24 protein-coding genes and 3 pseudogenes are annotated in these 25,271 nt (G+C 44.8%); 12 read left to right on the top strand and 15 right to left on the bottom strand.

Annotated elements, in window-relative coordinates; all coding sequences use genetic code 11:
* Window positions 1-191 (top strand): annotated as a pseudogene (locus F6J90_RS42410) (hypothetical protein); the annotation flags it as partial.
* A 93-nt stretch (window positions 192-284) separates the two neighbouring features.
* The gene (locus F6J90_RS42405) at window positions 285-707 is read left to right on the top strand and encodes a helix-turn-helix domain-containing protein (RefSeq protein WP_293108653.1); all 423 of its coding nucleotides are present in this window, start codon (window positions 285-287) and stop codon (window positions 705-707) included.
* Between the two features lie 158 nt (window positions 708-865).
* On the opposite strand, the gene F6J90_RS42400 is transcribed toward F6J90_RS42405, so the two are convergent.
* A complete protein-coding gene (locus tag F6J90_RS42400; RefSeq protein ID WP_293108650.1) occupies window positions 866-2,743 on the bottom strand; it encodes a DUF5107 domain-containing protein in 1,878 nt (625 codons plus the stop codon).
* A 141-nt stretch (window positions 2,744-2,884) separates the two neighbouring features.
* On the opposite strand from F6J90_RS42400, the gene F6J90_RS42395 reads away from it, so the two are divergent.
* Window positions 2,885-3,127: a hypothetical protein gene (locus tag F6J90_RS42395; RefSeq protein WP_293108647.1), complete on the top strand. Its 243-nt coding sequence runs from the start codon at window positions 2,885-2,887 to the stop codon at window positions 3,125-3,127.
* Window positions 3,128-4,047: 920 nt separating this feature from the next.
* Here F6J90_RS42395 and F6J90_RS42390 read toward each other — a convergent pair.
* A complete protein-coding gene (locus F6J90_RS42390; protein WP_293108644.1) occupies window positions 4,048-4,794 on the bottom strand; it encodes a DUF3747 domain-containing protein in 747 nt (248 codons plus the stop codon).
* A 159-nt stretch (window positions 4,795-4,953) separates the two neighbouring features.
* Between F6J90_RS42390 and F6J90_RS42385 the strand changes: the two genes are divergently transcribed.
* Complete coding sequence (locus tag F6J90_RS42385) at window positions 4,954-5,076, top strand: hypothetical protein (RefSeq protein WP_293108641.1); 123 nt, start codon at window positions 4,954-4,956, stop codon at window positions 5,074-5,076.
* A 51-nt stretch (window positions 5,077-5,127) separates the two neighbouring features.
* On the opposite strand, the gene F6J90_RS42380 is transcribed toward F6J90_RS42385, so the two are convergent.
* The 3 genes from F6J90_RS42380 to F6J90_RS42370 form a co-directional block, all read right to left on the bottom strand.
* Window positions 5,128-5,643, bottom strand: a complete 516-nt coding sequence (locus F6J90_RS42380; RefSeq protein WP_293108638.1) for a peptidylprolyl isomerase — start codon at window positions 5,641-5,643, stop codon at window positions 5,128-5,130.
* A gap of 400 nt (window positions 5,644-6,043) precedes the next feature.
* Window positions 6,044-7,399, bottom strand: a complete 1,356-nt coding sequence (locus F6J90_RS42375; RefSeq protein WP_293108635.1) for a D-alanyl-D-alanine carboxypeptidase — start codon at window positions 7,397-7,399, stop codon at window positions 6,044-6,046.
* Window positions 7,400-7,748: 349 nt separating this feature from the next.
* The gene (locus F6J90_RS42370; protein ID WP_293108632.1) at window positions 7,749-8,078 is read right to left on the bottom strand and encodes a hypothetical protein; all 330 of its coding nucleotides are present in this window, start codon (window positions 8,076-8,078) and stop codon (window positions 7,749-7,751) included.
* A gap of 144 nt (window positions 8,079-8,222) precedes the next feature.
* On the opposite strand from F6J90_RS42370, the gene F6J90_RS42365 reads away from it, so the two are divergent.
* Entirely contained in the window at window positions 8,223-8,462 is a 240-nt protein-coding gene (locus F6J90_RS42365) for a hypothetical protein (RefSeq protein ID WP_293108628.1), read from the top strand.
* Window positions 8,463-8,555: 93 nt separating this feature from the next.
* Here the strand turns inward: F6J90_RS42365 and F6J90_RS42360 are convergent, their stop codons facing one another.
* Window positions 8,556-9,518 carry an alcohol dehydrogenase catalytic domain-containing protein gene (locus tag F6J90_RS42360; RefSeq protein ID WP_293108626.1) on the bottom strand — a complete coding sequence of 321 codons (963 nt, stop codon included), beginning with the start codon at window positions 9,516-9,518 and terminating at the stop codon, window positions 8,556-8,558.
* A 10-nt stretch (window positions 9,519-9,528) separates the two neighbouring features.
* On the opposite strand from F6J90_RS42360, the gene F6J90_RS42355 reads away from it, so the two are divergent.
* The 3 genes from F6J90_RS42355 (at window position 9,529) to F6J90_RS42345 (ending at window position 10,544) form a co-directional block, all read left to right on the top strand.
* Window positions 9,529-9,756, top strand: coding sequence for a hypothetical protein (locus F6J90_RS42355; protein ID WP_293108623.1), 228 nt, complete (start codon window positions 9,529-9,531; stop codon window positions 9,754-9,756).
* A 19-nt stretch (window positions 9,757-9,775) separates the two neighbouring features.
* Window positions 9,776-9,907, top strand: coding sequence for a hypothetical protein (locus F6J90_RS42350; protein WP_293108620.1), 132 nt, complete (start codon window positions 9,776-9,778; stop codon window positions 9,905-9,907).
* Between the two features lie 277 nt (window positions 9,908-10,184).
* On the top strand, window positions 10,185-10,544 hold the full coding sequence (locus F6J90_RS42345; protein ID WP_293108618.1) for a four helix bundle protein: 360 nt from the start codon (window positions 10,185-10,187) through the stop codon (window positions 10,542-10,544).
* A 206-nt stretch (window positions 10,545-10,750) separates the two neighbouring features.
* Here the strand turns inward: F6J90_RS42345 and F6J90_RS42340 are convergent, their stop codons facing one another.
* From F6J90_RS42340 to F6J90_RS42330, 3 genes are all read right to left on the bottom strand, one after another.
* On the bottom strand, window positions 10,751-12,832 hold the full coding sequence (locus tag F6J90_RS42340) for a pentapeptide repeat-containing protein (protein ID WP_293108615.1): 2,082 nt from the start codon (window positions 12,830-12,832) through the stop codon (window positions 10,751-10,753).
* A gap of 436 nt (window positions 12,833-13,268) precedes the next feature.
* Window positions 13,269-14,216, bottom strand: coding sequence for a pentapeptide repeat-containing protein (locus F6J90_RS42335; RefSeq protein WP_293108612.1), 948 nt, complete (start codon window positions 14,214-14,216; stop codon window positions 13,269-13,271).
* 420 nt (window positions 14,217-14,636) lie between these two features.
* Window positions 14,637-15,854: a transposase gene (locus F6J90_RS42330; protein WP_293090593.1), complete on the bottom strand. Its 1,218-nt coding sequence runs from the start codon at window positions 15,852-15,854 to the stop codon at window positions 14,637-14,639.
* Window positions 15,855-16,264: 410 nt separating this feature from the next.
* Here F6J90_RS42330 and F6J90_RS42325 point away from each other — a divergent pair, with 410 nt between their 5' ends.
* The 3 genes and pseudogenes from F6J90_RS42325 to F6J90_RS42315 all read left to right on the top strand — a co-directional run.
* Window positions 16,265-16,453, top strand: coding sequence for a hypothetical protein (locus tag F6J90_RS42325; RefSeq protein WP_293108610.1), 189 nt, complete (start codon window positions 16,265-16,267; stop codon window positions 16,451-16,453).
* A gap of 286 nt (window positions 16,454-16,739) precedes the next feature.
* A pseudogene (locus F6J90_RS42320) lies at window positions 16,740-17,486 on the top strand (transposase); the annotation flags it as partial.
* A gap of 147 nt (window positions 17,487-17,633) precedes the next feature.
* Window positions 17,634-18,096 (top strand): annotated as a pseudogene (locus F6J90_RS42315) (transposase); the annotation flags it as partial.
* 340 nt (window positions 18,097-18,436) lie between these two features.
* Here F6J90_RS42315 and F6J90_RS42310 read toward each other — a convergent pair.
* The 3 genes from F6J90_RS42310 to F6J90_RS42300 form a co-directional block, all read right to left on the bottom strand.
* Entirely contained in the window at window positions 18,437-19,066 is a 630-nt protein-coding gene (locus F6J90_RS42310) for a c-type cytochrome (RefSeq protein ID WP_293108607.1), read from the bottom strand.
* A gap of 316 nt (window positions 19,067-19,382) precedes the next feature.
* The gene (gene petE / locus F6J90_RS42305; RefSeq protein WP_293108604.1) at window positions 19,383-19,958 is read right to left on the bottom strand and encodes a plastocyanin; all 576 of its coding nucleotides are present in this window, start codon (window positions 19,956-19,958) and stop codon (window positions 19,383-19,385) included.
* A gap of 304 nt (window positions 19,959-20,262) precedes the next feature.
* Window positions 20,263-20,484, bottom strand: coding sequence for a hypothetical protein (locus F6J90_RS42300; RefSeq protein WP_293108602.1), 222 nt, complete (start codon window positions 20,482-20,484; stop codon window positions 20,263-20,265).
* Window positions 20,485-20,831: 347 nt separating this feature from the next.
* Between F6J90_RS42300 and F6J90_RS42295 the strand changes: the two genes are divergently transcribed.
* The gene (locus tag F6J90_RS42295) at window positions 20,832-21,443 is read left to right on the top strand and encodes a cupin (RefSeq protein ID WP_293108600.1); all 612 of its coding nucleotides are present in this window, start codon (window positions 20,832-20,834) and stop codon (window positions 21,441-21,443) included.
* Window positions 21,444-21,971: 528 nt separating this feature from the next.
* Here F6J90_RS42295 and F6J90_RS42290 read toward each other — a convergent pair.
* From F6J90_RS42290 to F6J90_RS42280, 3 genes are read right to left on the bottom strand one after another with little or no spacing between them, the layout of a single operon-like run.
* A complete protein-coding gene (locus tag F6J90_RS42290) occupies window positions 21,972-23,570 on the bottom strand; it encodes a peptide ligase PGM1-related protein (protein WP_293108598.1) in 1,599 nt (532 codons plus the stop codon).
* Between the two features lie 18 nt (window positions 23,571-23,588).
* Window positions 23,589-23,837, bottom strand: a complete 249-nt coding sequence (locus tag F6J90_RS42285; protein ID WP_293108596.1) for a hypothetical protein — start codon at window positions 23,835-23,837, stop codon at window positions 23,589-23,591.
* Between the two features lie 6 nt (window positions 23,838-23,843).
* The gene (locus F6J90_RS42280) at window positions 23,844-25,157 is read right to left on the bottom strand and encodes an aminopeptidase P N-terminal domain-containing protein (protein ID WP_293108593.1); all 1,314 of its coding nucleotides are present in this window, start codon (window positions 25,155-25,157) and stop codon (window positions 23,844-23,846) included.
* Window positions 25,158-25,271: the final 114 nt, after the last annotated feature.

Raw genomic sequence — 25,271 nt, 5'->3', positions numbered from 1 at the left:
TTCCCCTTCTCTGGGAAGCCATTCGCCATGGCAAACCCCTACCTATGGATATAGGTTTGTACTTCGGTATGTGGCTACTCTCTCCCAAGACCCGAGGCTGGTTGCGGAATTTACTGACTAAGAATCCACACCCCACACCCCACACCCCACACCCCACACCCCACACCCCACACCCCACACACACGCTCTGAAATGGCGACAATGCAATAGTTTCACCAAATCCTGGCATTTTTTGGAAAATAGTGTTAATATAATAATATCGTTAAAGCAATGGTTTTTTCGCCATGATGATTTCCACCGCACAAGCCGCTGAATTACTTGGTGTTTCTGCCACTCGCGTCCGTTACCTTCTGGGCAAGGGTAGAGTTAAAGGTGCTTATAAGGTGGGCAGAACTTGGGTGATTCCTTTGTTTGATGGTATGCCGGTGGTTACTCCTGGCACTCGCGGACCAAAACGGAACTGGTCAAAGCGTACAGAGTACACTAAGACAGTGATTCATGTTAACCAGAGGGTGATTCGCAACAATCTCAAGACGGGGGAGCGCAATCCTGTGATTACGGTCAAGCGAGGCTCTAAAAATGTTTACGGTCATACGGTGGAGGTCAATGGCCCCTGTCGGGTGATGTATCGTCCAGATGATCCCCTAAAGTGTGGAGCACGGGTCTGGATTGAGACGATTTCTGATTTTGAGGTGATTTCAGCTTAATGGCTAGACAATTTGCGTTCCCGTAGCGTGGCAGTAAGCCAATCCCGTAGCGTGACCTACGGTCAATCCCGTAGCGTGACCTTAGGCCAATCCCATCAAACCAGGCAACTAGAGGTAGTGGTCAACTAGGTCTGGACACAAAATCCAGTTCAAAAGATTCATTCGAGGGGTGTTAATCCGTTTGTCCAGTCGTCCCGCTGAAGGCGACGCAATGTTTTAAACGGCAGCCACATGGGTTCACAAGTAAAATGGGGTGGGCGCAAGGGCAACTCCCATGCACCAGTTGATAACCGATTAACAAACTCTTGTCGTCGCTTGGCCGCCGACGGCTCGCCCCGTAAGGGATCTTCAAGTCGGCTCAAGACTTGCTTCATGGCCTCCGCTTTTGAAGTGTCTCCCAGACCAGTATAGGCTAGCTGTTTCAGATAGACTAGTCCCGGATCGGAGGCATGGAAATCCTCAAGTTTGTTGAGGATTTCTAGGGCTTCTTGGTACCGTTGAAGACGCTCAAGAATTCCTGCTTTTAGTAGTCGAGCAAAGTAATTGTCTGGTTGTGCCCCGAGTATTAGTGCATCTATGAATTCCTGTGCAGCATCAAGATTGCCTTCACTGATAGCGTTCAGGGCCAGAAAGTAGTTGGCTAAAGGTGCTGGCTTGGCTGCGCCGAGAGCTTTTTTCCAGGCGGTTACGGCCTTAGCGGCCTCACCCGTCTCCATCTCAATAATTCCTAGAAGCAACCAAGCTTCGCCCAGAGAAGGCTCGGCAGTGGTTGCTGCTGTTAGGTGTTTACGGGCAGTTTTGAAGTTGGAAAGACCCCCCAGTCGATAGAGAATGCGACCATAAATCAGGTGCTCCTGAGCTGTGGCTTCGGGGGCAGTTGCTATTTTTTGAGCTTCGGGACGACCGAAGGTGTTGAGGGTTCTTTCAGGATTGCAGGTTTTATCCGAACCATTGGGGGGCCAGTAGCTTTCGCCACGTAATTCGGAATACTCGACCCGTCGGTATCCACTTGACTTTGTTTTGGTAGCTGCCGAACAGTTATCTAATGCTTGGGGAATGGCGAAATTAATTTCTTCACGACAGGCTTCCGCCGCCTTGTCCACCAGTGGAAGTTCCACAGGCATCCGATAATTAAAGAGTTCTCGCTCACCTTCGTGGACTTTCACCCAAACAGGGCTGCCATGGCTGGCCACTGGAATCGAGAATAGAACAACCGTCTCTGGATTCAACTGGTCGAGCTGAACTAGACCCGACTCAGTGTCGTTGCCAACAGAAACAACTAATTTTGAGTAGTTACGGGAAGCAGTGAGCCGAACCCGAGCATAAGTCTTTCCCCCCTCATCTTCATAGGTCAGCCCCGCCGCGATCGCTGCCGAGGCAGCACTCAGTTCCCCAATTCCCTGGGGCATCCACCATTCTTCCTCGTAGCTGTAGCGGTCAAAAGGGTCGAGGAATTGTCCGTGGTCTTCAAAGATTTCCGTGCTGCCACCCCAAAGCTCGAAGGAATCAAGCCATCCCTGGTTCCAGTTGAAAGAGTAGAGCTTGAGACCAGGAGCGGTTGACGGGAAGGTGATCCGAACTCGGTTTAAATCATCACTGGGGTAGTAGACAGCTGCAAAGGGGTGTACCATGTCGATTCCGAAATAGCTCTTGCCGAATTTGTTGGGGTGTGCCGTCCAATTGGCGAAGACAGAGCGATCGACCACAGTATCATTGGTGCCATCGTTCATGAGCGGCCAGTTGCGGAACGCTTGGTTTTTTCCCCAATGGAAAGCCATACGTGACACGGGGAAAATGAACTTGGCATCCTCAGTCCGGGGAAGTTGTGCCGTGTTCCAGAGTTTAAATCCGTAGCGATATGGCAAAGGGTTGAACAGGGTCAAACGTTCCTGGAAGGAGGCTTGCCCCGGTGCCAATCGAATCTCTTGCACGAGGGTCAGCGGTGAATACCTACCTTGATAGTTGAGATCGAGATAGTTTTCTTCAGAAATTACGGGGCTGGGCTGATTTGAGAAGCGGTCGAAGTACATGGTCATCGTCAACACGGCTGTCCCGTCGGCGAGAATCCGCCAACGATAACTCGCCCCTTGAGCTTTGCCCCGTAGACCGTGTTCATGGAAGGGAAAGGACATGCGCCAGCCGCCGTAGTTCCAAGGGACGCCTACTTGCAATTTGTCATGTGGGATCCCTTGGGGAGTATCAAGGGCAAACATCTGGGTGTTAGTTTTGGGCGCACCATCCCTGCCCACAAGGGCGGGTTTGTAGACAACACTACGCACTCGGCCACCGAGCTGCGGTGCCACCTCGATCCGGAGGTACTGGTTTTCGAGGACGAGATGGTCAACATGGAGCGGATTCACACAGCCGCTGCAATCACCGACGAGTTCGATGGGGTGTCGCACTATGTCGAGGGTGACTGAGCCGAGCCGGTGCGGTTGCCTCTGCTCCACGAGGGAGGAGAAACCGCTCGGTAAGCTCAAGCTTAGCTCTTTTTGAGTCTGAGCCGGGCTGTGGTCAGTGCAACCAATTAGGAGCAACACGGGAGCTAGAAACCGAACGATTCTTTTCATAATCTCTTCGTCAGAGCTATGTTATCAAACCAAGTTTAACTCCCCTATAAGCAGTTGACACTCCCCGTCCTAGAAGAACGGGGATTCTTGGATCTACGACTCGTCTTGCGTTCGCCAGGCCGGAACCAGGTTTAGTAGAGGACAAATCTCCCCGAGCGTTTAGATCAATGATCTAGGTTTCGGTGTGCCCCACCGTACCTTTTTAATATAGTTAAATAGATACTTTTTTCATCTAATTTTTTCATAGACGTTATAGTCGTTAGACCAAATTACGCAATACGTATCTCATACATATTTGTTACGTTGTCTACTTATAACTAAATAATATCTATTTAACGGAAAGTTTATTAATTATGATTTTATTATAACACATGGAAAAGCCGTCCTATAAGGACGGGGCTTTAAACCCAAACTTTTTGGTAAACCAAATTAATTACACATTTCATAAAACTCAAAGCCTTACAATGTAAGGGTTACAGAGATTGCGAGTAGGTAATTAATTCTGCGATCGCTGCTTAATACCCCAGGGCTATTTCTTGCGTCGGAACGCGAACAGCTAGCAGGGGCGAGAACTGCACCGGGTCGGATTAGTAAAACGAGCAGGGATTTTCAACCAGCCGTAGCAGCACCCCCCCAGCTTGTTTACTACCTCCCGTTGATTAGCTGACGGCATTAGGCTGATAGCTGTTGGCGTAGCCTGCGCGTAGCGCATATGCTTACGCCCTGGGCGGGTTAGGGTGGCGAAACCAACTAAACTTCGTAAGTCCTAATTAATTAGAACCTTCAAACACTGGTATGCCATCATCTGAGGATTCTGCTGGTGCAGGTGCTGGAAGTTGAGGGCTAGTGTCAGGAAAACGTTCACCACTAGTCTTGGGTTGGGCTTGTGGTTTGGTAAAAATATATTCCCTGCTGGGAGTAGGTGGTGAGGGTTGAGGGCTACTCGTCCACCGTGGCGCTACAGTCTTAGCGGTAGCACCATAGGTAATATAGATGTGACCTAATTGTCTGCCCTGATAGATACGTTTGGTAAATCGCCAACCGGGATCAAGAAAGATTTTGAGAAAGCCATTAGCCAAACCTCTGGTGCGGCCAAGCTCAATGTCTGGGGCATTGCGGTCAATACGGTGAGTGCCTAGTAATACCAATTCCCCATTCCGCTTAACCAATCTGAGCATATACTCTAGACCGAAGTCTTGACTATCGACGCGGATAGAATAGCCGTTGCTGTCTGTACTGCGCCCACAAATTCCTGTAAAGTCAAAGTCGAGCAGCAGAGGCTCTACAACAACTGGGTTAGTGCCTCGTTCACGCCAGCACGCTTGCCAGTTTGCAATCTGCTCGATGATTAGTAATTGATACTGGTTGTAGCCAAAAGGGGCAGCTACCGCAATAAAATTGTTTCCGTTAACTTCAATGTTGCCAAAGGTATTCGCTGCTGCTGGATTGATAGCGCCTAAGGTAAGGCAAGAAGCTGTAGTGATTGCAGTAGCTGCTAGCCAGGGTGATGTGTTCATGGGTTTTCCCGTTCCTAAGTCAGACCATTCCCCGTAGACGCTAACACTAAAGAATTTGCTCCTCTAGTGATACAGTCAAATTATATCAACTCGGCTTGATGAACAATATCTTAGGGAAAGAGAAAAGGTCAGCTATTAGCGGTCAGTGATCAGTGGTCAGTGGTCAGTGGTCACTGGTCAGTGGTCAGCCGTCAGCCGTCAGCTTATCTTATTCAAAAGCATCTCAAGCAATGTGGCACAGGCTTCGACGCTGTAACCGATAAGCTGATAACTGATAACTGATAACTGATAACTGATAGCTTACAACTGATAGCTGATTGCTGATAGCTTACGTTATTCGTTAATAGTGACTTTCACCATTTGAACCGGAGTTTTGGGGCGATCACCGCGATCAGTAGGGGTGCTTTCAATCTTTTGCACCACATCCATACCCTCAGTCACTCTACCAAAAACCGGGTGCTTCGAGGGACCTGGAGAAAACCAATCGAGATAGGAATTGTCCCGTGTATTGATGAAAAACTGGCAACTACCGCTATTGGGAGCACCGGTATTTGCCATAGATAACGTACCTGGCTGATTGGAAATTTTGGCATTGTTCCGGTGCTCATCCTGGATGCAGCCGTCAGGACCATTCCCGGTACCGGCGCGAGGACTATTGGGATCCTTGCTATAGGGACAGCCAAACTGAATCATGAAGTTATTAATCACCCGGTGAAAATGAAGACCATCGTAGAAACCAGACTGGGCTAGTTTAATGAAATTACCGGCTGTCTCTGGCATCACATCCTTGAACAATTCCACGGTAATGGTGCCTAAAGAGGTTTCTAGGGTTGCGGTTGGGTTTGCCATCTATAATTTCTCAGTTAATGAGAGTTTTGTTAACACTCAACCAGGATACAGCAGGGAACAGGGAACAGGGAACAGGGAACAGGGAATAGGGAGTAGGGAATAGGGAGTAGGGAGTAGGGAGTAGGGAATAGGGAATAGGGAACAGGGAATAGGGAATAGGGAACAGGGAGTAGGGAACAGGGAGTAGGGAATCGGGAGTCAGGAATATGGCATCAAAGAATTCTCACAATTCCGACACGGATTGCTATTCAAGAATTCCGGTGCATGTAAGAATATGCGCTATGCGCATATGCTGATAGCTGACCACTGACTACTGACTACTGACCGCTGACCGCTGACCGCTAACTGCTTACCTTACCTACTCCCGACTCCCTACTCCCTACTCCCTACTCCCTACTCCCTACCTAACAATTTCAGTAACGGAAGTCATACCTATCCTCTGAGGTGATGGTTTAATGTCAGGAGGAACAGATACCACCATTCCCCATTTATTTACTAATTCTTTTAGCAGCATCTCTTGCTGAGTCCGGAATTTGGTATAGTCTCCCCCTGAATTCATCACAGCAAACCAAACAGTGCCATAGGTTTGAGTTGGTAAGGCTCCGGCTAAGGTACTAACATAATTCAAACTACCGGATTTAACTACTGCTAAGTTAGGCAATGGACGTTCATTTAAAATACCTTGGTCTTGTCCTACGATGGCAAATACATCAGCAACGGTCATGTTGTATTGCTGAAGATAGCGCTCAATGGCGAGAAATACAGCAGTGACAGCCCGAGGAGACATGCGATTTTCTTCACCTAAACCAGACCCATTGATTAAGCTAATTTCTGATGGGGGTACTCCCGCTGCTTCTGCTGCTTTGCGGGCTACCACCTTGGCACCACCAGCTGTATTAGCTAGCATGTCGGCCATTTTATTATTACTGTAGCGATTCATTTTCTTCAGCAGTTCCGCCAGGGGAAAGGAATATTGGCGTACCAGGGGCTGTAGATTGTCAGGGGGTGAAGCTACCACTTGCACAGAGCCTGCGATCGCAATTTCCGGTCGAGGAGTACCTGGGGGTAAGGTCTGATACTGAGTTTCTGCTGCTGGTGGCCAACTCTTACCATTCAAGCCTTGCTTGAGCAGAGTGCCAGCTTTGAGGGGTAAGGTCTCAAAATTCATATAAAACTTACCCACAATCACCAAATTACCGGTTACTTGCTTGATACCTAACTGATTTAACTGGTTGCCTACTGCTATGGCTTCTTCCCAAACAAAAAAGGGGTCTTCTGAACCTTCAACCACTAGGTCTCCTTGTAGCACCCCGTTCTCAATCGGTCCGGTGGCGCTAAATTGGGTAATGAATCGGTGGTCAGGACCGAGGGTAGAAAGAGCGGCTAGTGTAGTTGCTGCTTTGGTAAGGGATGCTGCCGGTAAGGGAATAGTGCCTTGGTGATTAGCTAAGAGGGTATCTCCTGATTCGATCCATATCCCTTGATTGTTCTTGGTCATCCCTTTGGCGGATAATCCTTTCAGGTATTGGTCAACACTCTGTTGGGTTCCTGGATTAGGATTCGTTTGCGCAACAGTTAGCGGTTGATCAGGCTTTTGGATCACCTTTAGTGCATTCTCTGGTTCTGAGGACTTGGAAGCATCTGGATCAGGAGATGGCGATACACCCTTTGGGGAATCCGCCCCATTACATCCAATTAGTAGTGCTAGGAGTAGTGTAGACAGTGTAGCAGTTACATAAGTCTTCGTTTTGAGCATTATTGATTATAGCGGTTTTCAATTAGGTGAGGTCTTTTTTTAAGGGAGCAGGGAGCAGGGAGTAGGGAGTAGGGAGTAGAGGTAATAAGATTGACTGTACCTCATAAGTATGATCAACGCTATATTAGGTGATATCTTTCCAAATTATCTAGCCTTATATACTATAATCGAGCCTGATAAAATACTCAATTATAATACTATATTTCGTTTATACCTAAACTTACAAATACAGCGTTTTTACTAGCTATCAGGTACACAGTATTTTTTACCTATTACCTGCTCCCTGCTCCGTGCTCCCTGCTCCCTAAAACCCAAGAATTTGTACCTCATCCAATTTAAAACTGCTGTACTATATCTTTTCTTCTAACTGTTTAAGTTTCAAATTTACTTCCAAATCATCCTGTCCCACAATAGTTTCTAAGTTACCGAGGCGTTCTTCCATCTGTTGTACTTGATTAGGCAGAATGGTTTTATCGGACTTGTTATGAGAGTGCCAAACAAAAGCGGTGCTACTTGCTGCTCCTCCGATCACAATCATCGGTAGGGCTAACTTATATCTGGCTGGGGCAAAAATCATACAAATCGCTAACATTCCAGTAGCATAAGACCAAATTTGTTTGGTGGTCATAGCACGGATATTAAGAGATTTCTCGAATTCGGATTGTGGTTGATAAGTCATAGTTTAGTAAAGGAAATATAGGGAGTAGGGAGTAGGGAGTAGGGAGTAGGGAATCGGGAGTAGGGAGTCGGGAATCGGGAATCGGGAGTCGGGAGTCGGGAGTCGGGAGTGCGTAGGGTGCGTTAGGGGCGGACTTGCCCTAATTTGTCGGTTCGTAGCCAGGGTTGGGATAGTCCGCCCCGTAACGCACCACCCAAGGGCTCGCTACGGCGACGCTACGGGATTGACCGTGGGTCACGCTACGCGATCGCATTCCCGATCGGGTCGCACCTGTGGAACGGGCATCCTGCCTGTATCATACCCAGGCGGGCATCCTGCCTGTATCATACCCAGGCGGGCAGGATGCCCGCTCTACTGATATTCATCGATTCAGCAATGACTTAAGCTGATAACTGATAGCTGACCGCTGACCGCTGACCGCTGACCGCTGACCGCTGACCGCTGACCGCTTAAATCCCATCACCTATTGATCATCTTTCAAGAGTTATGGTCCATGGTCAGTAAAATTTTCAATACTCCCTGCTGCTGGGCATGGTTAAAGGCGGTTAACCCTTCTTCAACTGGGTAATGAGCTTGGATCAGGTAGTTGACATTTACTTTATCTTGTGCTAGTAAATCAATGGCTGGTTTAAAGGGACCGCAACGGGAACCGATTAGCGTGATTTCGTCTACTACCAGAGATGATGCATCAAAGGTTAGCTGGCCAGCGTAGGTACTTTTTAATACGAGGGTACCTCGTGGGCGCAACGCTCCACGGGCAAGGGCAAAGCCTTCGGGGTTGCCAGTACACTCCACTGAGATATCGAAAGGACCGTTAGTGATGGCATCGGCAAAGCCTACTTTAATTCCTCTGGCTTCTAAATTGGCCAATTTCTCGTGATGACGGCCAATCACAAGCAAATTGCAGCCAGTTAGGGCTAGGGTTTGTGCCACCAGTTGTCCTAGCTTACCGTCTCCCACTACTAACACTTGGTGATCGGGACGTACCCTCACTTGTTCCTGAATTTCCAGAGCAGCAGCCAAAGGTTCAGTAAAGGTGGCGGCATCAGTAGAAATATTATCGGGTAAGGGATGTAAGTTTTTTACCGGCAAGGTCAGATAGTCAGCAAAGGCTCCGTTACGGTTAACAATACCTAAGACAGTACGGTTTTGGCAGTGAGTCGGTTGTCCACTTTTACAAAATCGACACTCACCACAGGCGGCATTAATTTCTCCTACCACCCGCTGGTTGACTAAATTGTCTGGTCCATCTTCCACAACACCAACAAATTCATGACCCAAAATACCCTTGTAGGGGTAATAGCCTCGGATTAGTTCCAAATCAGTGTTGCATATCCCCGCACGCAATACCCGCACTAAGGCTTCATCAGAGGGTGGTGATGGCACAGGTAGGTCAGTGCGCAGTTGCAGTTGCTGGTTTTCGAGCCAGAGTCCTTTCATTGTTGATTTTGTGACAAGATTAGAGAAATTTGTTCCTATTTCTCATCTTAGCGATCAGCAGTCAGTAGTCAGCCTTCAGCCTTCAGCCTTCAGCGGTCAGTGGTCAGTGGTCAGTGGTCAGCAGTCAGCGATCAGTGGTCAGCTTTCAGCGGTCAGCGGTCAGCCTTCAGTGCTCAGCGGTCAACTTTCAGCCATCAGTGTTCAGTGGTCAGCCGTGGCACAGGCTTCGACGCTGTGACCTAACTCAGATTAAACTAATGCTTACCTGTTTTATTCAAAAACTGATAGCTGATTTTAGCGGTCAGTGGTCAGCGGTCAGTGGTCAGTGGTCAGCGGTCAGTGGTCAGCGGTCAGTGGTCAGCGGTCAGTGGTCAGCGGTCAGTGATTAGCAGTAAACTGATAACTAATAGCTGATAGCTGATAGCTGATAGCTGATAGCTAAAACTGATAGCTGAAGACTGATTACTGACCGCTGATAGCTGATAACTGATAACTGATAGCTGATAACTAATAACTGAAAGCTAATAACTGAAAGCTGATAACTGAAAGCTGATAACTGAAAGCTGAAAGCTGAAAGCTGATACCTGATTACTGACCGCTGATAGCTGATAACTGATAGCTGATAGCTCATAGCTGATAGCTCATAGCTGATAGGAGCATTCAATATTGAGAGATTTTAAAAAATTGAAAGTTTGGGAAAAAGCCCATGAGCTGACGTTATCTGTTTATAAAGCAACCCAAGTATTTCCCAAGGAAGAACTGTATGGGTTGACAAGCCAAATCCGCCGCTCTTCCGTTTCAATCCCTGCCAATATTGCCGAGGGATGTGGTAGAAACGGAAAAGCCGAACTAGCCCGTTTTCTTCACATTGCTATGGGTTCAGCCAGTGAACTTGAATATCACCTGTTACTGGCTCACAATCTTAACTTACTCAAAGCCAAAGACTATGAATGCCTGGCAGCAGACGTAACAGAGATTAAACGCATGCTGACCTCTTTTATTCAAAAGCTGAAAGCTGAAAGCTGACGTCAGTGGTTAGCCGTTAGCCGTCAGCGGTCAGCGGTCAGCGGTCAGCCGTCAGCGGTCAGCCTTTAGCTGAAAACTGATAGCTGAAAGCTGAAAACTGATAGCTGAAAACTGATAGCTGAAAACTGATAGCTGATAGCTGATAGCTGATAGCTGATAGCTGATGGCTGATAGCTGATGGCTGATAGCTGATGGCTGATAGCTTACTAAACCTCTGTCCATCCCTCGACTGTAGCCATCAAAATATTAACAAGAGGATGATCTATCGCTTCCTTGAAAGCTTCTACTCCTCCTGCTTTCAGGGCATTGATAACCTTGGCTTTTAAGGTTGGGTTATTGTCAATTTGGTCAATAACTTCACCTACAACTATCATCTTTTCTTTGTTGGTTGTAGTGGGATTAGTCTGGGATAGTTGGTTGAGGAGTTGCTGAATTTCTGCTGCTGCTTCGGCTAGGCTTTGTTTTTGCTCTGATGTGAAATTAATAGTGTTGACTTGTCTAGCATTGTCGTTGAAAACATTAAAGTTATTAGGATTATTAGCTTGGCTTTGATCTATATCTAGATTATCTATATTAAAATTACGTGAATTATCTGACATATCACTTTCCGTTTTAGCTGTATTTGTAAGACTGATTATAGGATTCAATGAATTATGGCTAGTCAAAGTGGCTCTAACAATTTCCTTAAAATCCTTACTATGACTTTTTTCAGCCTCTAACAGAGCAGTTTGTTTCGCTGCTTCTAACCTAGCTTCATAAACTGCCAAAAATTGTCTCTCAAAGTTACCTTTATCTGTTGCTTCTGGAATTTCCAAGGTAATTAAAACATCATTACCTTTCTTTTCAATGGCTTGAATCGAATCACTAGTAATTGCAGGATTTTCAGCCATTATTTTTTGAAAGGCTTGACGAAATGCTTCTGGATTAACACCATTCCGCAGCAGAATCTGGACGGTATTGATAATTTTTTTATAGAGCTTTTCAAAATCTCCTGGTTGGAAAACCCGGTCAGGGTCATGGGGACGACGCTCTCGACTTCCTTGAGAATTGGCCGTCTCTAGTAAAAAGACATACTGACAATCAATATTAGTTAACGTAGTTGTTGAGTCAATATTCCACGCTTCTAAACACGCTCCGGTTAAATTAGCATGAGTAAAATCAGTACCAACTGCTTGAGCTTCAGTTAAATAAGCCCATTCTAAATTAGCATCCTCTAACGTAGCTTCGCTAATATCAGCACATTTGAGATTAGCCTGATTTAGATTAGCTCCTTTTAAATTTGCTCCTCTAAGATTAGCATCAACATAAGACTTATGATAACCATTACCACTAACTAATAATTCTCTGACAGGCGTATCAGCTAAGATAGTATTACTTGGTCTTGCTTGATCAAGTTTTATGGTATCTCGCCAACAGGTACGAGTAAGAATAGCTTCTCTTAAGTCTGTACTTTTGAGGGTAGCTCCGGTAAAATCAGCATCAGTTAAATCGGCTTTGTAAAAACTGGTACCTCCTGTAGCAGCAAAGGCAATAGCAATAGTACGAATCCAGGCATCTCGGGGATCCCCTTTTAGAGCACGCCAGCCCAGGTAAGCACCAAGTAATACTAATATTAAAGCTATGGCTATGGCTACGGCTATGGCTACGAATCCCCTTAATCCGAAGGCGATAAGGCTGGCGATGGCAAAGGCGATGGCAAAGGCGATAGTGCTGGGGATGGCGCTGGCGCTGGCACTGGCGAAGGCTAAGGCGCTGGCGAAGGAGGCTAAGGCGCTGGCTAAGGCTAAGGCTAAGGCGCTGGCGCTGGCAAAGGCGATGTCGAAGGTGATGTTGCTGGCGCTGGCGATGTCGAAGGTGATGTTGCTGGCGCTAGCGATGGCGATGGCGATAGCGACTCCTGCTCCGATCCCTTGACGCAGGATAACACTATATAATAGAATTACTAAAACCAAAGTTATCCAACCGGAGACTCTGTTTTCTACGCTGTTAGAGTCAAAGATTAACGCTACTAAGTACCCAGCCAACGAGGAGGCAATTCCAGATAGTCCTGACATTATCGAGGAAACCAACAGAAGAACAGTTACCCACCGTTTTTGTAATCCAGCCTTCGCCTGACAGAACTTAGTTCCGGTTAGATTAGCTTTATTAAAATTTGCTCCCCTAATATCAGCTTCACTAAAATCTGCTCCTGAAAGGTTTTGCCCCTGAAATGACTGACCTCTGAGATTTACCCTGCGAAAATCCCTTTCTCCTTTTGCATATCTGGTTAGAACTTCATTAGCTTTCATTAGTGATAGTCATTAGTCGTTAAAGCAGGGTAAACCAGTCTTATTTTGAAATCCCTACTGGATATAAGATTAATAATCTAAGTATTGAACTTTAGAGTATTTTTGCTTATTAATTTAGATGCGTTTACCCTGACTTAACGATTAGACTTCCTACGGAAAACTGAAGGAAAAGAGTTTTGATTAGAAATTGGCTTCAGTATATTCACTGAGTATTATATCATATTTCTGATTAAAGCAAATTAAGAAACTTTAAAAGGATAGCGCTAATTTTAGAATGAAAAGTCCCCCTTACTAAGGGGGATTTAGGGGGATCTCAACCCTGAAGCGGATTTGGAATCGATCCCCCCCAGCCCCCCTTATCAAAGGGGGGAGCAATGAAATAGCCCGGGTGACCACTGACCACTGACGGCTGACGGCTGACGGCTGACGGCTCACCTTAGCTCTGTCTAGCCAGGTCAAGTTTACTAGTATTCTGCAAACTAGCACCAGTAAGATTAGCCTTTCTTAAATCTGTACTTTTGAGCGTCGCTCCGGTAAAGTCAGCATCGGTTAGGTCAGCATTGTAAAAACTAGTACCCCCTGTAGCCGCAAATGCGATCGCAATAGTCCGAATCCAGGCATGTTTAGGGTCTTCGTTGAGAGCATCCCAGCCCAGGTAAGAACCAAGTAAAGCCAACAGGAAAGCTAAGGTTCCAGCTAAGGAAGAGGCGAGCTGGAAGCCCAAGGGTCCGGTTCTGGCAAAGGGCAAGGCTAACTGCTGTATAGCAAACACTCCAGCTACAGCTCCACCTACAGCTACCAACAAGCCTAAGACTCCAATTAAGACACCATCAAAGACTTCCACTGCCGCTCCAGTTGTAGCTACGGCTAGGGCTATGACCAAGGGTAAGCCTAAGGCAAAGGCTAGGGCGAAGGGGAAGGCTAAGCCAAAGGCTCCAGCGACAGCGACAGCTACGGCAAAGGCAAAGACCAAGCCTACCACTAAAGCTTGGACTGTTTGAATACCTTGACCAAGGATAACAAAAAATAAAACAATTATTGCTACCAAGGCTATCCAGGCAAAGATTAGGTTTGATCCTTTGACATAGTTAACAATAAATGCTGCATAAGAACCACTATAAAAGGATACAATTCCTGATAGTATTAACGCTATCGATGAAACCAATAGAATAACAATTGACCACGATTGTGGTAATCCCGCTTTGGTCTTACAGAATTTAGTTCCCCTGAGCATCGCATTCTTAAAGTTAGCTCCTCTAAGATCAGCTTCACTAAAATCTGCACCAGAAAGGTTTCTCCCTTGGAATGACTGACCCCTGAGATTTACCTTTCGGAAATCCCTTTCTCCTTGGGCATATCTCGCTAGAATTGTTTGAGCTTTCATTAGCATTTTTAGGAGTTATTAATTGGGTGAGCTATAAATTAGGGAGTAGGGAGTAGGGAGTAGGGAGTAGGGAGTAGGGAAAAAATACTCTATACTTTAATTACTATGAGAAGCGCTATAGTCATTAGTTGCTATACCAGGATAAAGCAGTATTATTTTTAAATCCCTACTGGATATAAGATTCATCCTCTAACTATTGATACTTATAGCAATCGCTGTAGCAATTGTGATAATTTTTACTCCCTACTTCCTACTCCCTGTTTCCTTTGATATAGAGGATTTTTGCTTATTAATTAAGGTGCGCTTGCTGTGCCTTTGCGTTCAGATTCCCTAAGGAAAACCGCAGCAGGGGAGTTTCAATGAGACACTGGTTCGCTATAGGTGATTAAGATTGTTTTAGTGACATACTCCCACACTTCCCTATCGGGTAAGTGTGGGCTTCTCAGCGACTCCCGGTATCCCGTCGGACATTAACTGAGCTTTAAGAACGGGATGCCCCACCGCTCTATTTTTTATATTGATCGCTGCATTGTGGTCACGGTCAAGACTGCACCCACAATGAGGGCAGTCGTGCCAGCGAATATGCAGCTTTTTCGGTACTTTCTCTCCACAACTGGAGCAATTTTGTGAGGTGTTATGAGCACTTACTGGGACAACCAACAAACCAGCATTCTCGGCTTTGTTTGTCAGTATCGACAGAAAGCTTGACCACCCAGCATCCAACACAGATAAGGCCAATTTGGTACGAGCAAGACCTTTGACATTCAAAGTCTCATGAGCAATAACGTCATACTTTGACAGCAATTGATTAGCTGTTTTGAAGTGGAAGTCTTTACGCTTGTTAGCTACTTTTTGATGTTGTTTAGCTAACAACTTAATAGCCTTGAGTCTACGATTACCACCCTTCTCTCGACGTGATACTTTTTTCTGAATAAGCCGCAGTCTTTTTTGAGCTTTACGGTAGTGCTGAGGTATTGTAACTGTTTCACCACTCGAAGTAGTCAAAAAATCCTTTAGACCAACATCAATACCAATGATTAAGTGAGGATTGATATCTGTTTTAATTTCAGGAACGGTCTTATCCTCAAGAGAAAGTGTAACGTACAATCCGTCAGCTTTTTTACTGATAGAAACCGTCTTGATTTTGAACCCGTCAGGAATTTGACGATGCAAGACAACCTTAATCTTACCCAGTTTTGGTAAGTCAATGCGATTACCTTGCAAGCAGGATTGTTTGATTTGAGGGTAGGTGAAAGTTCTGTAACGACTGAGTGGCTTAAACCTGGGTTTGCCACTTCTTTTGCCGCTACTATCTCCGATCAAGAATCTGTCAAAGGTTAGCTTAACTCTCTTAACTACATCCTGTAAAACTTGAGAATGAATATCCTTATACCAAGGTCGATCTTGCTTAAGTTGAGGCAGAGTCTTCTTTTGAGAGTAGTAATTAGGGTTGATTCTTAGTTGAGGCAAGTGACAAATCAGAGGACAGGCATTAACAGGTGAGCGATTTTGCTCATACCAGTTGAATCTATCAGCCAATAAGTAATTGTATTGAGCGCATAACATTGACAACCATCTGTCAATTAATGCTGCTTGTTGCTGAGTCGGGCGCAATCTGTACTGATAGGCTGTTCTCATGGCAAATCACCTCCCTTACCATTCTACTATTTCCGACAATTAATATTCAATATGAATCGAAAGTTGCTGTCCGCCATTCATCCCACGCTCACCCTACGGGTTGAGACGTGGGGCATAAGAGCGGTTTAGCTAACGACTACCAAGACGTTATCACAAATCCTGACCAAAAAAAACTTAATATAATCTAAAATTATAGCCCTGCTCCCGACTCCCGATTCCCGATTCCCTACTCCCTACTCCCTACTCCCTAACGACTTTGTTACAAAAGTTTTCAAAATATGCTATAATAGAGTATTTTTTGTGATATACTAATAAGCGTGGAGAATAAATTCCACGGAAGAGCCAGCCCGCAGATGTTGTCGGCGCTCGGGCTGGCTCTTGATCCCCATTTACAGGAGACAAATTACATTATGTCTTACAGTCAACTATACCGATGGGTAATGATTTGCCTATTGCCCCACATGCAACCACTAGTTTTCGCTCGGTTCTGCAACCCTTCCGATGCCAAGAGCCATTCCCAGGCTATGAAACAGTTGATGCCCGATGCGAAATTTTTGATTTTTCTTAATATAGGTATGCCAATAGAGCAAGAAGAATAATCTTAGGGGCTCAAGGGGTGATATTGATCATCACCCCTTGATGATTTGATGTTTTGGTGATGATTAATGGAAACAAAAATCTCGATCAATATCATTAGTAAATACCGAGAAAATGTTAAATCAATAATCATCTTATTAGAAACATCTTCAGCTATAGCACAGCGCTATCGATATAGAGCAATTCACCTCCCGTTATACCCGCAGGGTTAGCGGGAGGTGAATTGCGGCCAAAAGCTTAGTTCTACTCAAGTAGCATTCCTGGATAGAATTGTGTTATAATTTAAGTATGCTGACACTAACCTACGAGTACAAGTTAATTCCCTCTCAACAACAAATTGCCGTAATCGAAGATATCTTGAAGGTTTGTAGAAAGGTTTGGAATTACGCCTTAAGAGAACGAAAAGACTGGTACAAAAGTAGGAAATGTGCAGTTAATTATTGTTCTTTACAGCAGGAATATATAATTCCAGCAGATGAACCGTATCCCAACTACAAATTACAAGCTGCAAAATTAACTAAAGCCAAAAAGACCAATCCTGAACTTAAAAGAACAAATGCTCAAGTTTTACAACAAGTCTTAAAGAATTTAGACCGAGCATTTAATAATATGAGAGAGCAGAGATATGGTTTTCCTAGATTTAAAAATAAATACCGGATGCGGTCGTTTGTATTCCCTCAGTTTAAAACTAATCCAATGAAAAACGAGTGGCTCAAGCTACCTCAGATTGGATTAGTTAAGATGAGATTGTCACGACCAATTCCAGATGGATTTAAAATCAAGCAAGTTAGGATAGTTAAACGGGCTAGTGGTTATTTTGCAATGCTGTCTTTACAAAGTGAAGTCAGTATTCCTGATATACCAGCGTGGGGTCATCCACTGGGGATTGATATTGGGCTAGACAAGTTTTTAGCAACTTCCGACAATGAGTTAATAGAGCGGCCTAGATTTTTAACCAAGCTGCACGGTAAGCTGAAATTGCTACAACGCAGATTAAAGTTAAAGAAAAAAGGGTCGGCAAATAGACATAAACTTAATTGTAAAATTGCAAGACTTCATCAAAAAATATCAGATACTCGAAAAGATTTTCACTGTCTTGATGCAGTCGCTCATGGGGGAAACCACGGCAGTTGCTCATGGGGGAGACCCCCAAGACCGCACTGCCTCCCCAAGACCGCGCTGCATCGCTTTAAGTTAGCACATCATCTTTGTGACCAAGCTGGAATGATATTTGTTGTTGGCGAAGCCTGTCCGCAAGGACATAGACTTAGATTTTAGAACTTGGGCAAAAGGGATGTTAGGTAAACATACCCTTGACGCAGGTTTTGGTCAGTTCTTCAATATTATGGTCTGGGTTTGTTGGAAACGAGGAGTATATTTTGGCAAGGTTGATCACAGGTACACTAGTCAAATTTGTCCAAATTGTGCTACACATACAGGCAAAAAAGATTTATCTGAACGTATCCACTTTTGTCCCGAATGCCATTACGAGATCAACAGAGATGTTTCAGCTGCTCAAGTGATTTGTCAACGTGGTATCACTGCGGTCGGGCAGATCGTGGGAAAAATTGACTGTGTAGGCGGGCTGTCGGGGGTTGGTAACAACCTAGATAAGTGCTTAAGAAGCAGTAAACCCAGATCGTGAGGTTTGGGAATCCCCCGTTATAATCTCTGATTTAACGGGGGAGGATGTCAAAAAAAATAATTAGTGGTCAGCAGCCAGTTGGTAATGAAAATAACACCAACAACTAACTACTAACCACTAATACTGATCTAGGAATGATAAATAGGTTGTGAGTAAGAATTCAGTCGTCAGCCGTCAGCCGTTATTAGTCAGCCTTTAGCTGATAGCTGAGAGCTGATCACTGATAGCTGAGAGCTGAGAGCTGATAGCTGATAGCTGAGAGCTGATCACTGATAGCTGAGAGCTGATAGCTTACGATTGATTTTCACAAATCGTTTATAAACCCAATTGAATCAAGCTATTACCAACCATTGTCAGCTTGATACAGCACATAATCAGCAAGCGCTGCAATCTGCTCCTCTTTTAGCTTACCTTTGAAGGCTGGCATGGGGGGTTTACCATTGGTGATCTGGTAAACGATCTTGTCCTTAGAATACATGTCATACTTCTCAAGGGCATCCTTTTTCAGAGTTTTTTGGGCATTGATTAAATTCTTTCCACCCGCATGACAAGCGGCACAGTTGGCTGAGAAGACTTGTGCTGATTTCTTTAGGGCTGCTTCATCTACGGCTGCAGCTAATTCGACAGGTTCAGCAGGAGTAGTTTCTTCCTCTGCTACTGCTTCTGGCTCAGCAGCAGTCTCAGGTGCTACAGCTACTTCTTCTGGTTCAGCAGGAGTAGTTTCTTCCTCTGCTACTGCTTCTGGCTCAGCGGGAGTAGTTTCTTCCTCTGCTACTGCTTCTGGCTCAGCAGGAGTAGTTTCTTCCTCAGCGACCTCAGTGGGTTCCGCTGGGGATTCCACTGTTTCAACTGCAGCAGTTGGGGCAGGTGTGGTTTCTGGAGGAACAGTCGCTGTAGTTGCGCTACCGCAACCATAGGTAAAGGTCAACACACAGACCGTTACCACTAGGAGTGATAATAGCTTTTTCAATGCAATTTGTCTCATGAGATTAAAAAAAACAAGTTGGCTAGTCCATAAAGGATTGTCAGATCATGTTTTTCTTTCCGTCAAAAGACAAGCTGTCAAACTTCTTTATTTCTTCCTGATTTTAAACGCGGTAAGGGCGCAAACCCTGCGCCCTTAAGAGTTATACCCTACGGTTATAGTCCTTGGGTAAGTGCTGATTTTAATTCACAAAACTACCACGATTTGCGATCGCGTAAGTCTTAGAATAATTAATCTTGTGAAAGCTGTGTGGTTTTCACATTGCTCGAAGTCTTGATCAACAGCCCTAGTCCTAGTGCTACTATGATCCAGCTTCAACAATGATTGTGCCTCCCATGCCAGCACCACGGTGGGGGGCACAGTAGTAGGAGTATTCACCGACCTCATCAAACGTAGATGTATAGGAAGAACCCTTAGCCATCAACATCTTTTTATGAGTCAGAGATTCGGCGTCATCAAAAACAACATTATGAGGACCAATGTTGTTCATCACCCACTTGACAGTTTCCCCTGCTTTGATGGTAAGAGTACTTGGTTCAAATTTTAGTTGCCCATTGTCTGTACCCATTTTCACAGTGTAGGTTCCTGCATCAGCTGCAGCAGCAGGCTCAGATGCTACAGGGACCTCAGTGGGTTCCGCTGGGGTGGGTTCTTCTTCAGCCACCTCAGTAGCTTCGGCTGGGGCGGGTTCTTCTTCAGCCACCTCAGTGGGTTCCGCTGGGGATTCCGGCTCTGGGGCAACTTCAGCAGCTGGGGCAGGTGTGGTTTCTGGAGGAACAGTTGCTGTAGTTGGGCCGCCGCAACCATAGGTAAAGGTTAAGATACAGACGGTTACCACTAGGAGTGATAGTAGCTTTTTCAATGGGATGTTTTTCATAAAAAAATTGAACCATGACTGTCAATGGTTCAATTATATGACAAGCTGTCATATACATGACAATCTGTCAAACTTTTGTTCAAACGTATTATGATCAGATCCCATAGAACCTCTACAGGTAAAGGGAAGGGCGGCTGGCACAGACATAGCGCGAGGCAGCAATTAAGTAATCTGCTAGTATCCCCAGGTAGTATGCCCAGGGAAATCCCAAGCTGCCATCACACCAACAGCAATAGGGGCAAATCCAGGGATGATCACGGCATCTTAGGTACCGGTGATCATCGGTGGAGATGATTAACAAAGGTTATTTACCGGCACAAGGATTCTTTTTACTTGCACAAGGATTGGATTTACCGGCACAAGGATTCTTTTTGCCAGCACAAGGATTCTTTTTACCCGCACAAGGATTGCCTTGCTCTGTAGTACTCTCACCAGGAGCAGTGTTGGTTGCGGTCCCACAGGATGTTACCAGTCCTAGAGTGACAATTGAGGCAGCAGCGATAGTAGCAAAATATTTAATTTTCATGGCAATTCCCTCCTTTGCTTTAATGAAGGTTAATTTTTATCTGCATTGTACATGAGTGATAATTGAAATGGCTTAAACTAAACTGGCTTAAACTGAATGACAACTGAGAGATAACTTAGGAATAGCTGAGAAATGACCAGCACTGATTGAGCTGCTTTGCCACCAGTCAAATTTTAGTCAGACTTTGAAACCTGAAACCTAAAACCTGAAACCTGAAACCTGAAACCTAAAACCTGAAACCTAAAACCTGATAGCTGTTCGCGTAGCGTGCCCGTAGGGCATTAGCTGATAGCTGATAGCTGATAGCTTACAAAACATCTATGGAAAACCTTGCTTAGGTAAACTGTATGGAAAGTAGTGATTGGTTAGTGACGAATCAAGGGAACTGTGAACCCTGTGAGATACCTAGTGACTGGGAATGGTCAACGAAACCCTATCGACTCTATCGGTTTCTGACTGACCTAGAGGATACTCTCGATCAGATTAACGATGAGCGCCAACTGCTCCAAGTCATTCGTCCTTTGGTACGTCGCTTACTCACTAGTTCCTACTGGCTACAGGGTGAATATCTTGAACCTAACCCTGACCCAGGCTGGTCGGTGCAAATGCTTTATGATGAAATCAATTATCCCTTAACCATCCAAAATGTAGTCTGGCTACCGGGAAGAGTTTCTCCCATTCACAACCATGGTACATGGGGAGTAGTAGCCGTGATCAGTGGCCAGGAAAAAAACACCTTTTGGCGGCGTACTCATGACCCAGATTTTCGCGATCGCATCGAACAAGTTGGGGAAAAAATCCTATTCCCTGGAGATATTATTAGTTTTACCTCTGATGCAATCCATAGTGTGGAAGCAATGGGAGATGAACCAACAATTACCTTTAATATTTACGGGGAAACCAACTACGACCAGCGATTTGAGTTTGATCCACTAACCCATACGGCAAAGACGTTTTGAATGTAGAATTAAGAATTAAGAATGTAGAATGTAGAATTAAGAATTAAGAATTAAGAATTAAGAATTAAGAATTAAGAATTAAGAATTAAGAATTAAGAATTAAGAATTAAGAATTAAGAATTAAGAATTAAGAATTAAGAATGTAGAATTAAGAATGTAGAATTAAGAATGTAGAATTAAGAATTAAGAATGTAGAATTAAGAATTAAGAATGTAGAATTAAGAATTAAGAATGTAGAATTAAGAATTAAGAATGTAGAATTAAGAATTAAGAATTAAGAATTAAGAATGTCTAATTGATAATGTCTAATTTAGACTTCACCATTCAAAAATGTTTAAAGTTGTCTGTCATAATGCAGAATGGTGAAGGCAGAATGTAGACTTCACCATTCTAAATTCTCAATTAATTCTCAATTATACATTCTTAATTCTCAATTAATTCTCAATTAATTCTCAATTATACATTCTCAATTCTAAATTCTTAATTCTACATTCTCAATTCTACATTCTTAATTCTACATTCTCAATTCTACATATTCCAAGCAATCGGAAGACTGGGATGGGAAATTGGAACATTAGCATCCTTGTTGGATTTGGTTTCTAGATCCAGTACCCTCACAACTTGGTTATAGATTTCTTCTGCTTGTTGGGGAGAATCTCCAATGCTGGTTAACCCTAGTTTGCCAAATTCAGAGAGTGTGCCCATCAAGTGAAATACAGTGCCAGTTTTGGTGCTGCTATCAAAATGCAGTTGATGGTAGGCGATAATATCCATCAAGTCATTGGGCATTAAGCCTCTGTAACTATCTTTTTGTAAATTGTCCGTGGCAATATAGTGCTTTGGTTGACCCTCCTGACTGCAAAAAAGACCTGTGGAGAGGTCATAGCGACCATTGGTCATGTATTTCAGGGTCATAAAGGGATGGGTTGTACCGCCTTTGCGCAGGTTGATTTCAATCGCTTGTAAATCCCAGGTATCCCGATCGGGCTGATGAACGGCCACAAAATCTACACCGTAACGCTCTATTGCTCCTTTTTCCGCTAAGGTCTGACCCACTCGTAGTCCCAAATCTTGCAATTGTAGGCGATAACCTGGATCAGCAGGAAATCGACAACCTAGATAAATCTGACCGTCTGGTCCCCCAAGAATTTGATCGTGAGTCGAGAGAATTTTGACCTCACCATGGGGGGTAATATAAGCCTGAACGCTAGGGGAACGCTTTTTTTCTCCGTCAATAAATGCTTCGGCAATTGCCCCTAACTGCGGTATCCGACTGCTATAACTCTCCCAAGTTTCCCCACTGGCTTGAAATCTCAAATGGACGATCTTTTCTTTCAAAGCCGCTACTGTTTGAGTATGGGAAACATTTCCCGGACCTACCTCCGATAGTGGTTTCAAGTCCAGGATAGCATTGCCCTCCCCAGAAAACCCTTCGTTGAGTTTAATCACAATCTTGTTCAGTTGCGGTTGCCTGTGCCATAACTCAGCTGTTGCTTCGACTAAATCATCAACGGTCCAGACTAACTGACTGCCGTCGGGATGGGGGACACCACTCTCAGCAAAAATTTGCCGACTACCGCTCTTGGTACCCCAATAAAGCAAATCTGGGTCTGGGGCAAGTAGGGGTAAGTTCAATTTTAAGGATATCTCGCGCTCCAGATTAGTAGAGTTGTAACAAGACATGTAAGACTTTCCTGGACGCAAAGCTTGACGAATCCGCTTCATCAAGCGGGGACGTTCTAGAATCTTTTGGCTGAGGGGTTTGAGAGAAGCATCATAGGTGGAAAACAGCAGTAAGCGATCGCGTGCATGGGAGAAGGGAATTCCTGGCAGAAGCTGCAAGTAGTAATCAATCACAATCGGTGGCAACGGCACAGCGGTAACATAAATTAACCGTGTGTAAGGGTTGCGCAGACGAATTAGGGAAAATAATAACCGTTCTTCGTAGTGCAAAAAACCCTCAACTTTCAGCAGTTCCCGTTGGTCAACACTGACAGAAGGCACTACCAGAATATCGTGGTCATCTTGGTCAAATTGATCACTACTCTGCCAGCGATCGCGTAATTGGTGCTGTAGTTGCTGAAACTCTGACCCTTGCCCAGAGAAAGAATCCTTCACATTGTCCATTGTTTTTTAAAATGGTAGCTATAGCGCTGCACCCAGGGAATCGGGAATCGAGAATCGGGAACAGGGAATCGGGAATCGGGAACGAAAAAGTGCGTAGGGTGCGTTAGGAACGGAAAGCCTCTGATTTTCCACTTCGCAAGCCCCTGAACCCGTTCCGTAACGCACCACCCACGGGCTGATATCTTGCTTCTGATTTTCCACTTCGCAAGCCCCTGAACCCGTTCCGTAACGCACCACCCACGGGCTGATATCTTGCTGTAGATGCACAATAGCTTAAGTTTCTAGCTCCTCTATGGATTTCGGCACACCAGCAGTCAATACTTCATTCCCTGACTCAGTCACTAACACATCATCCTCAATCCGAATCCCAATCCCGCGCCAGCGCTGATCAATAGCTGGCTGACCTTCCAAAGGCTCAGTATCAGGACCAATATAAATTCCTGGTTCCACTGTTAGTACATTACCGGGCTGAAAAATCTGCCAGTTTTCCCCCTGTTTGTAGCCTCCACTGTCATGGACATCCAATCCCAGCCAGTGACCGGTGCGGTGCATATATAGATGTTTATATTTCTCCTCTTTAATAATTTCCTCACTATCACCGGCCAGGAGTCCCAAATCGATTAACCCTTCCACCAGGATTTTCACAGCCGTGTCATGAAATTGATTAAAGGGATTCCCTGGTTTAACTTGTGCGATCGCATTCAACTGTGCTTTCAAGACCAACTCATACAGAATTTTCTGCTCTGGGGTAAACTTACCACCCACTGGAAATGTCCGAGTAATATCAGCGTTATAATACCCATAAGAACAACCAGCATCAATCAGTAGTAAATCCCCATCTTGCATCTGTCGATTGTTCTCGGTATAGTGTAGGACGCAGCTATTAGCACCAGATGCTACTATGCTCGGATAGGCCGGTCCGATGGCACCTCGTCGCCGAAAATCATGTTCTAGCTCTGCCTGGACTTCATATTCATAAAGTCCAGGTTGAGTAAATGCTCTAGCATGGTTATGGGCATCCACAGAGATTTCCACAGCTTGACGCATCAACTTCAATTCCGTAGTACTCTTAACCCGGCGCATCCCATATAGAATTAAGTTAGTGGATTCGAGAGCCATCGGTCCGGTTCCGTTCTTGGGATAAAGAGCCATCAACCTTTGCCAGTGTTTCAGGATGGTATTGTTAAAAGGTTTATCCCGTCCCAAGTGGTAATAAATTCGATCGGCCTTTTTTAAATACTGAGGTAACTTCTCATCCAACTCAGTAATCGGATAGGTCTGATCAGCACCAAATAGTTCTTTTGCTGCTTCGACACCTGTCCGATAGCCTGTCCATACTTCTTTCTTTGGTTCTTTCGGTTGCACAAACAGAACAAATCGGTGTTCTTCGTGATGGGGCGCTAGTACAATTACTGCTTCTGGTTCATTGAAACCTGTCAAGTAAAAAAAATCGCTATCCTGTCGGAAATTGTATTCCACAGTATTATGCATAATGGCAACCGGGGCGCTCCGAAAGATTGCGGTCCCGTTGCCAATCTTACTCATCAACTGTTCACGACGCTCTTTATATTCGGTTTGTGGAATCATCCTTAGTTATTGGTTAGTTGTTATCGCAAAGGGAATAGGGAATAGGGAACAGGGAGTAGGGAATATGCCATCAAAAATTATCACAATTCCTACAGGGATTGCTATAGCTATATT

This window comes from Moorena sp. SIOASIH (genome assembly GCF_010671925.1).
In the GTDB taxonomy this organism is placed as follows: Bacteria; Cyanobacteriota; Cyanobacteriia; order Cyanobacteriales; family Coleofasciculaceae; genus Moorena.
Note: the sequence above shows the minus strand (reverse complement) of the source record. Positions and strands in the feature narration are given on the sequence as shown.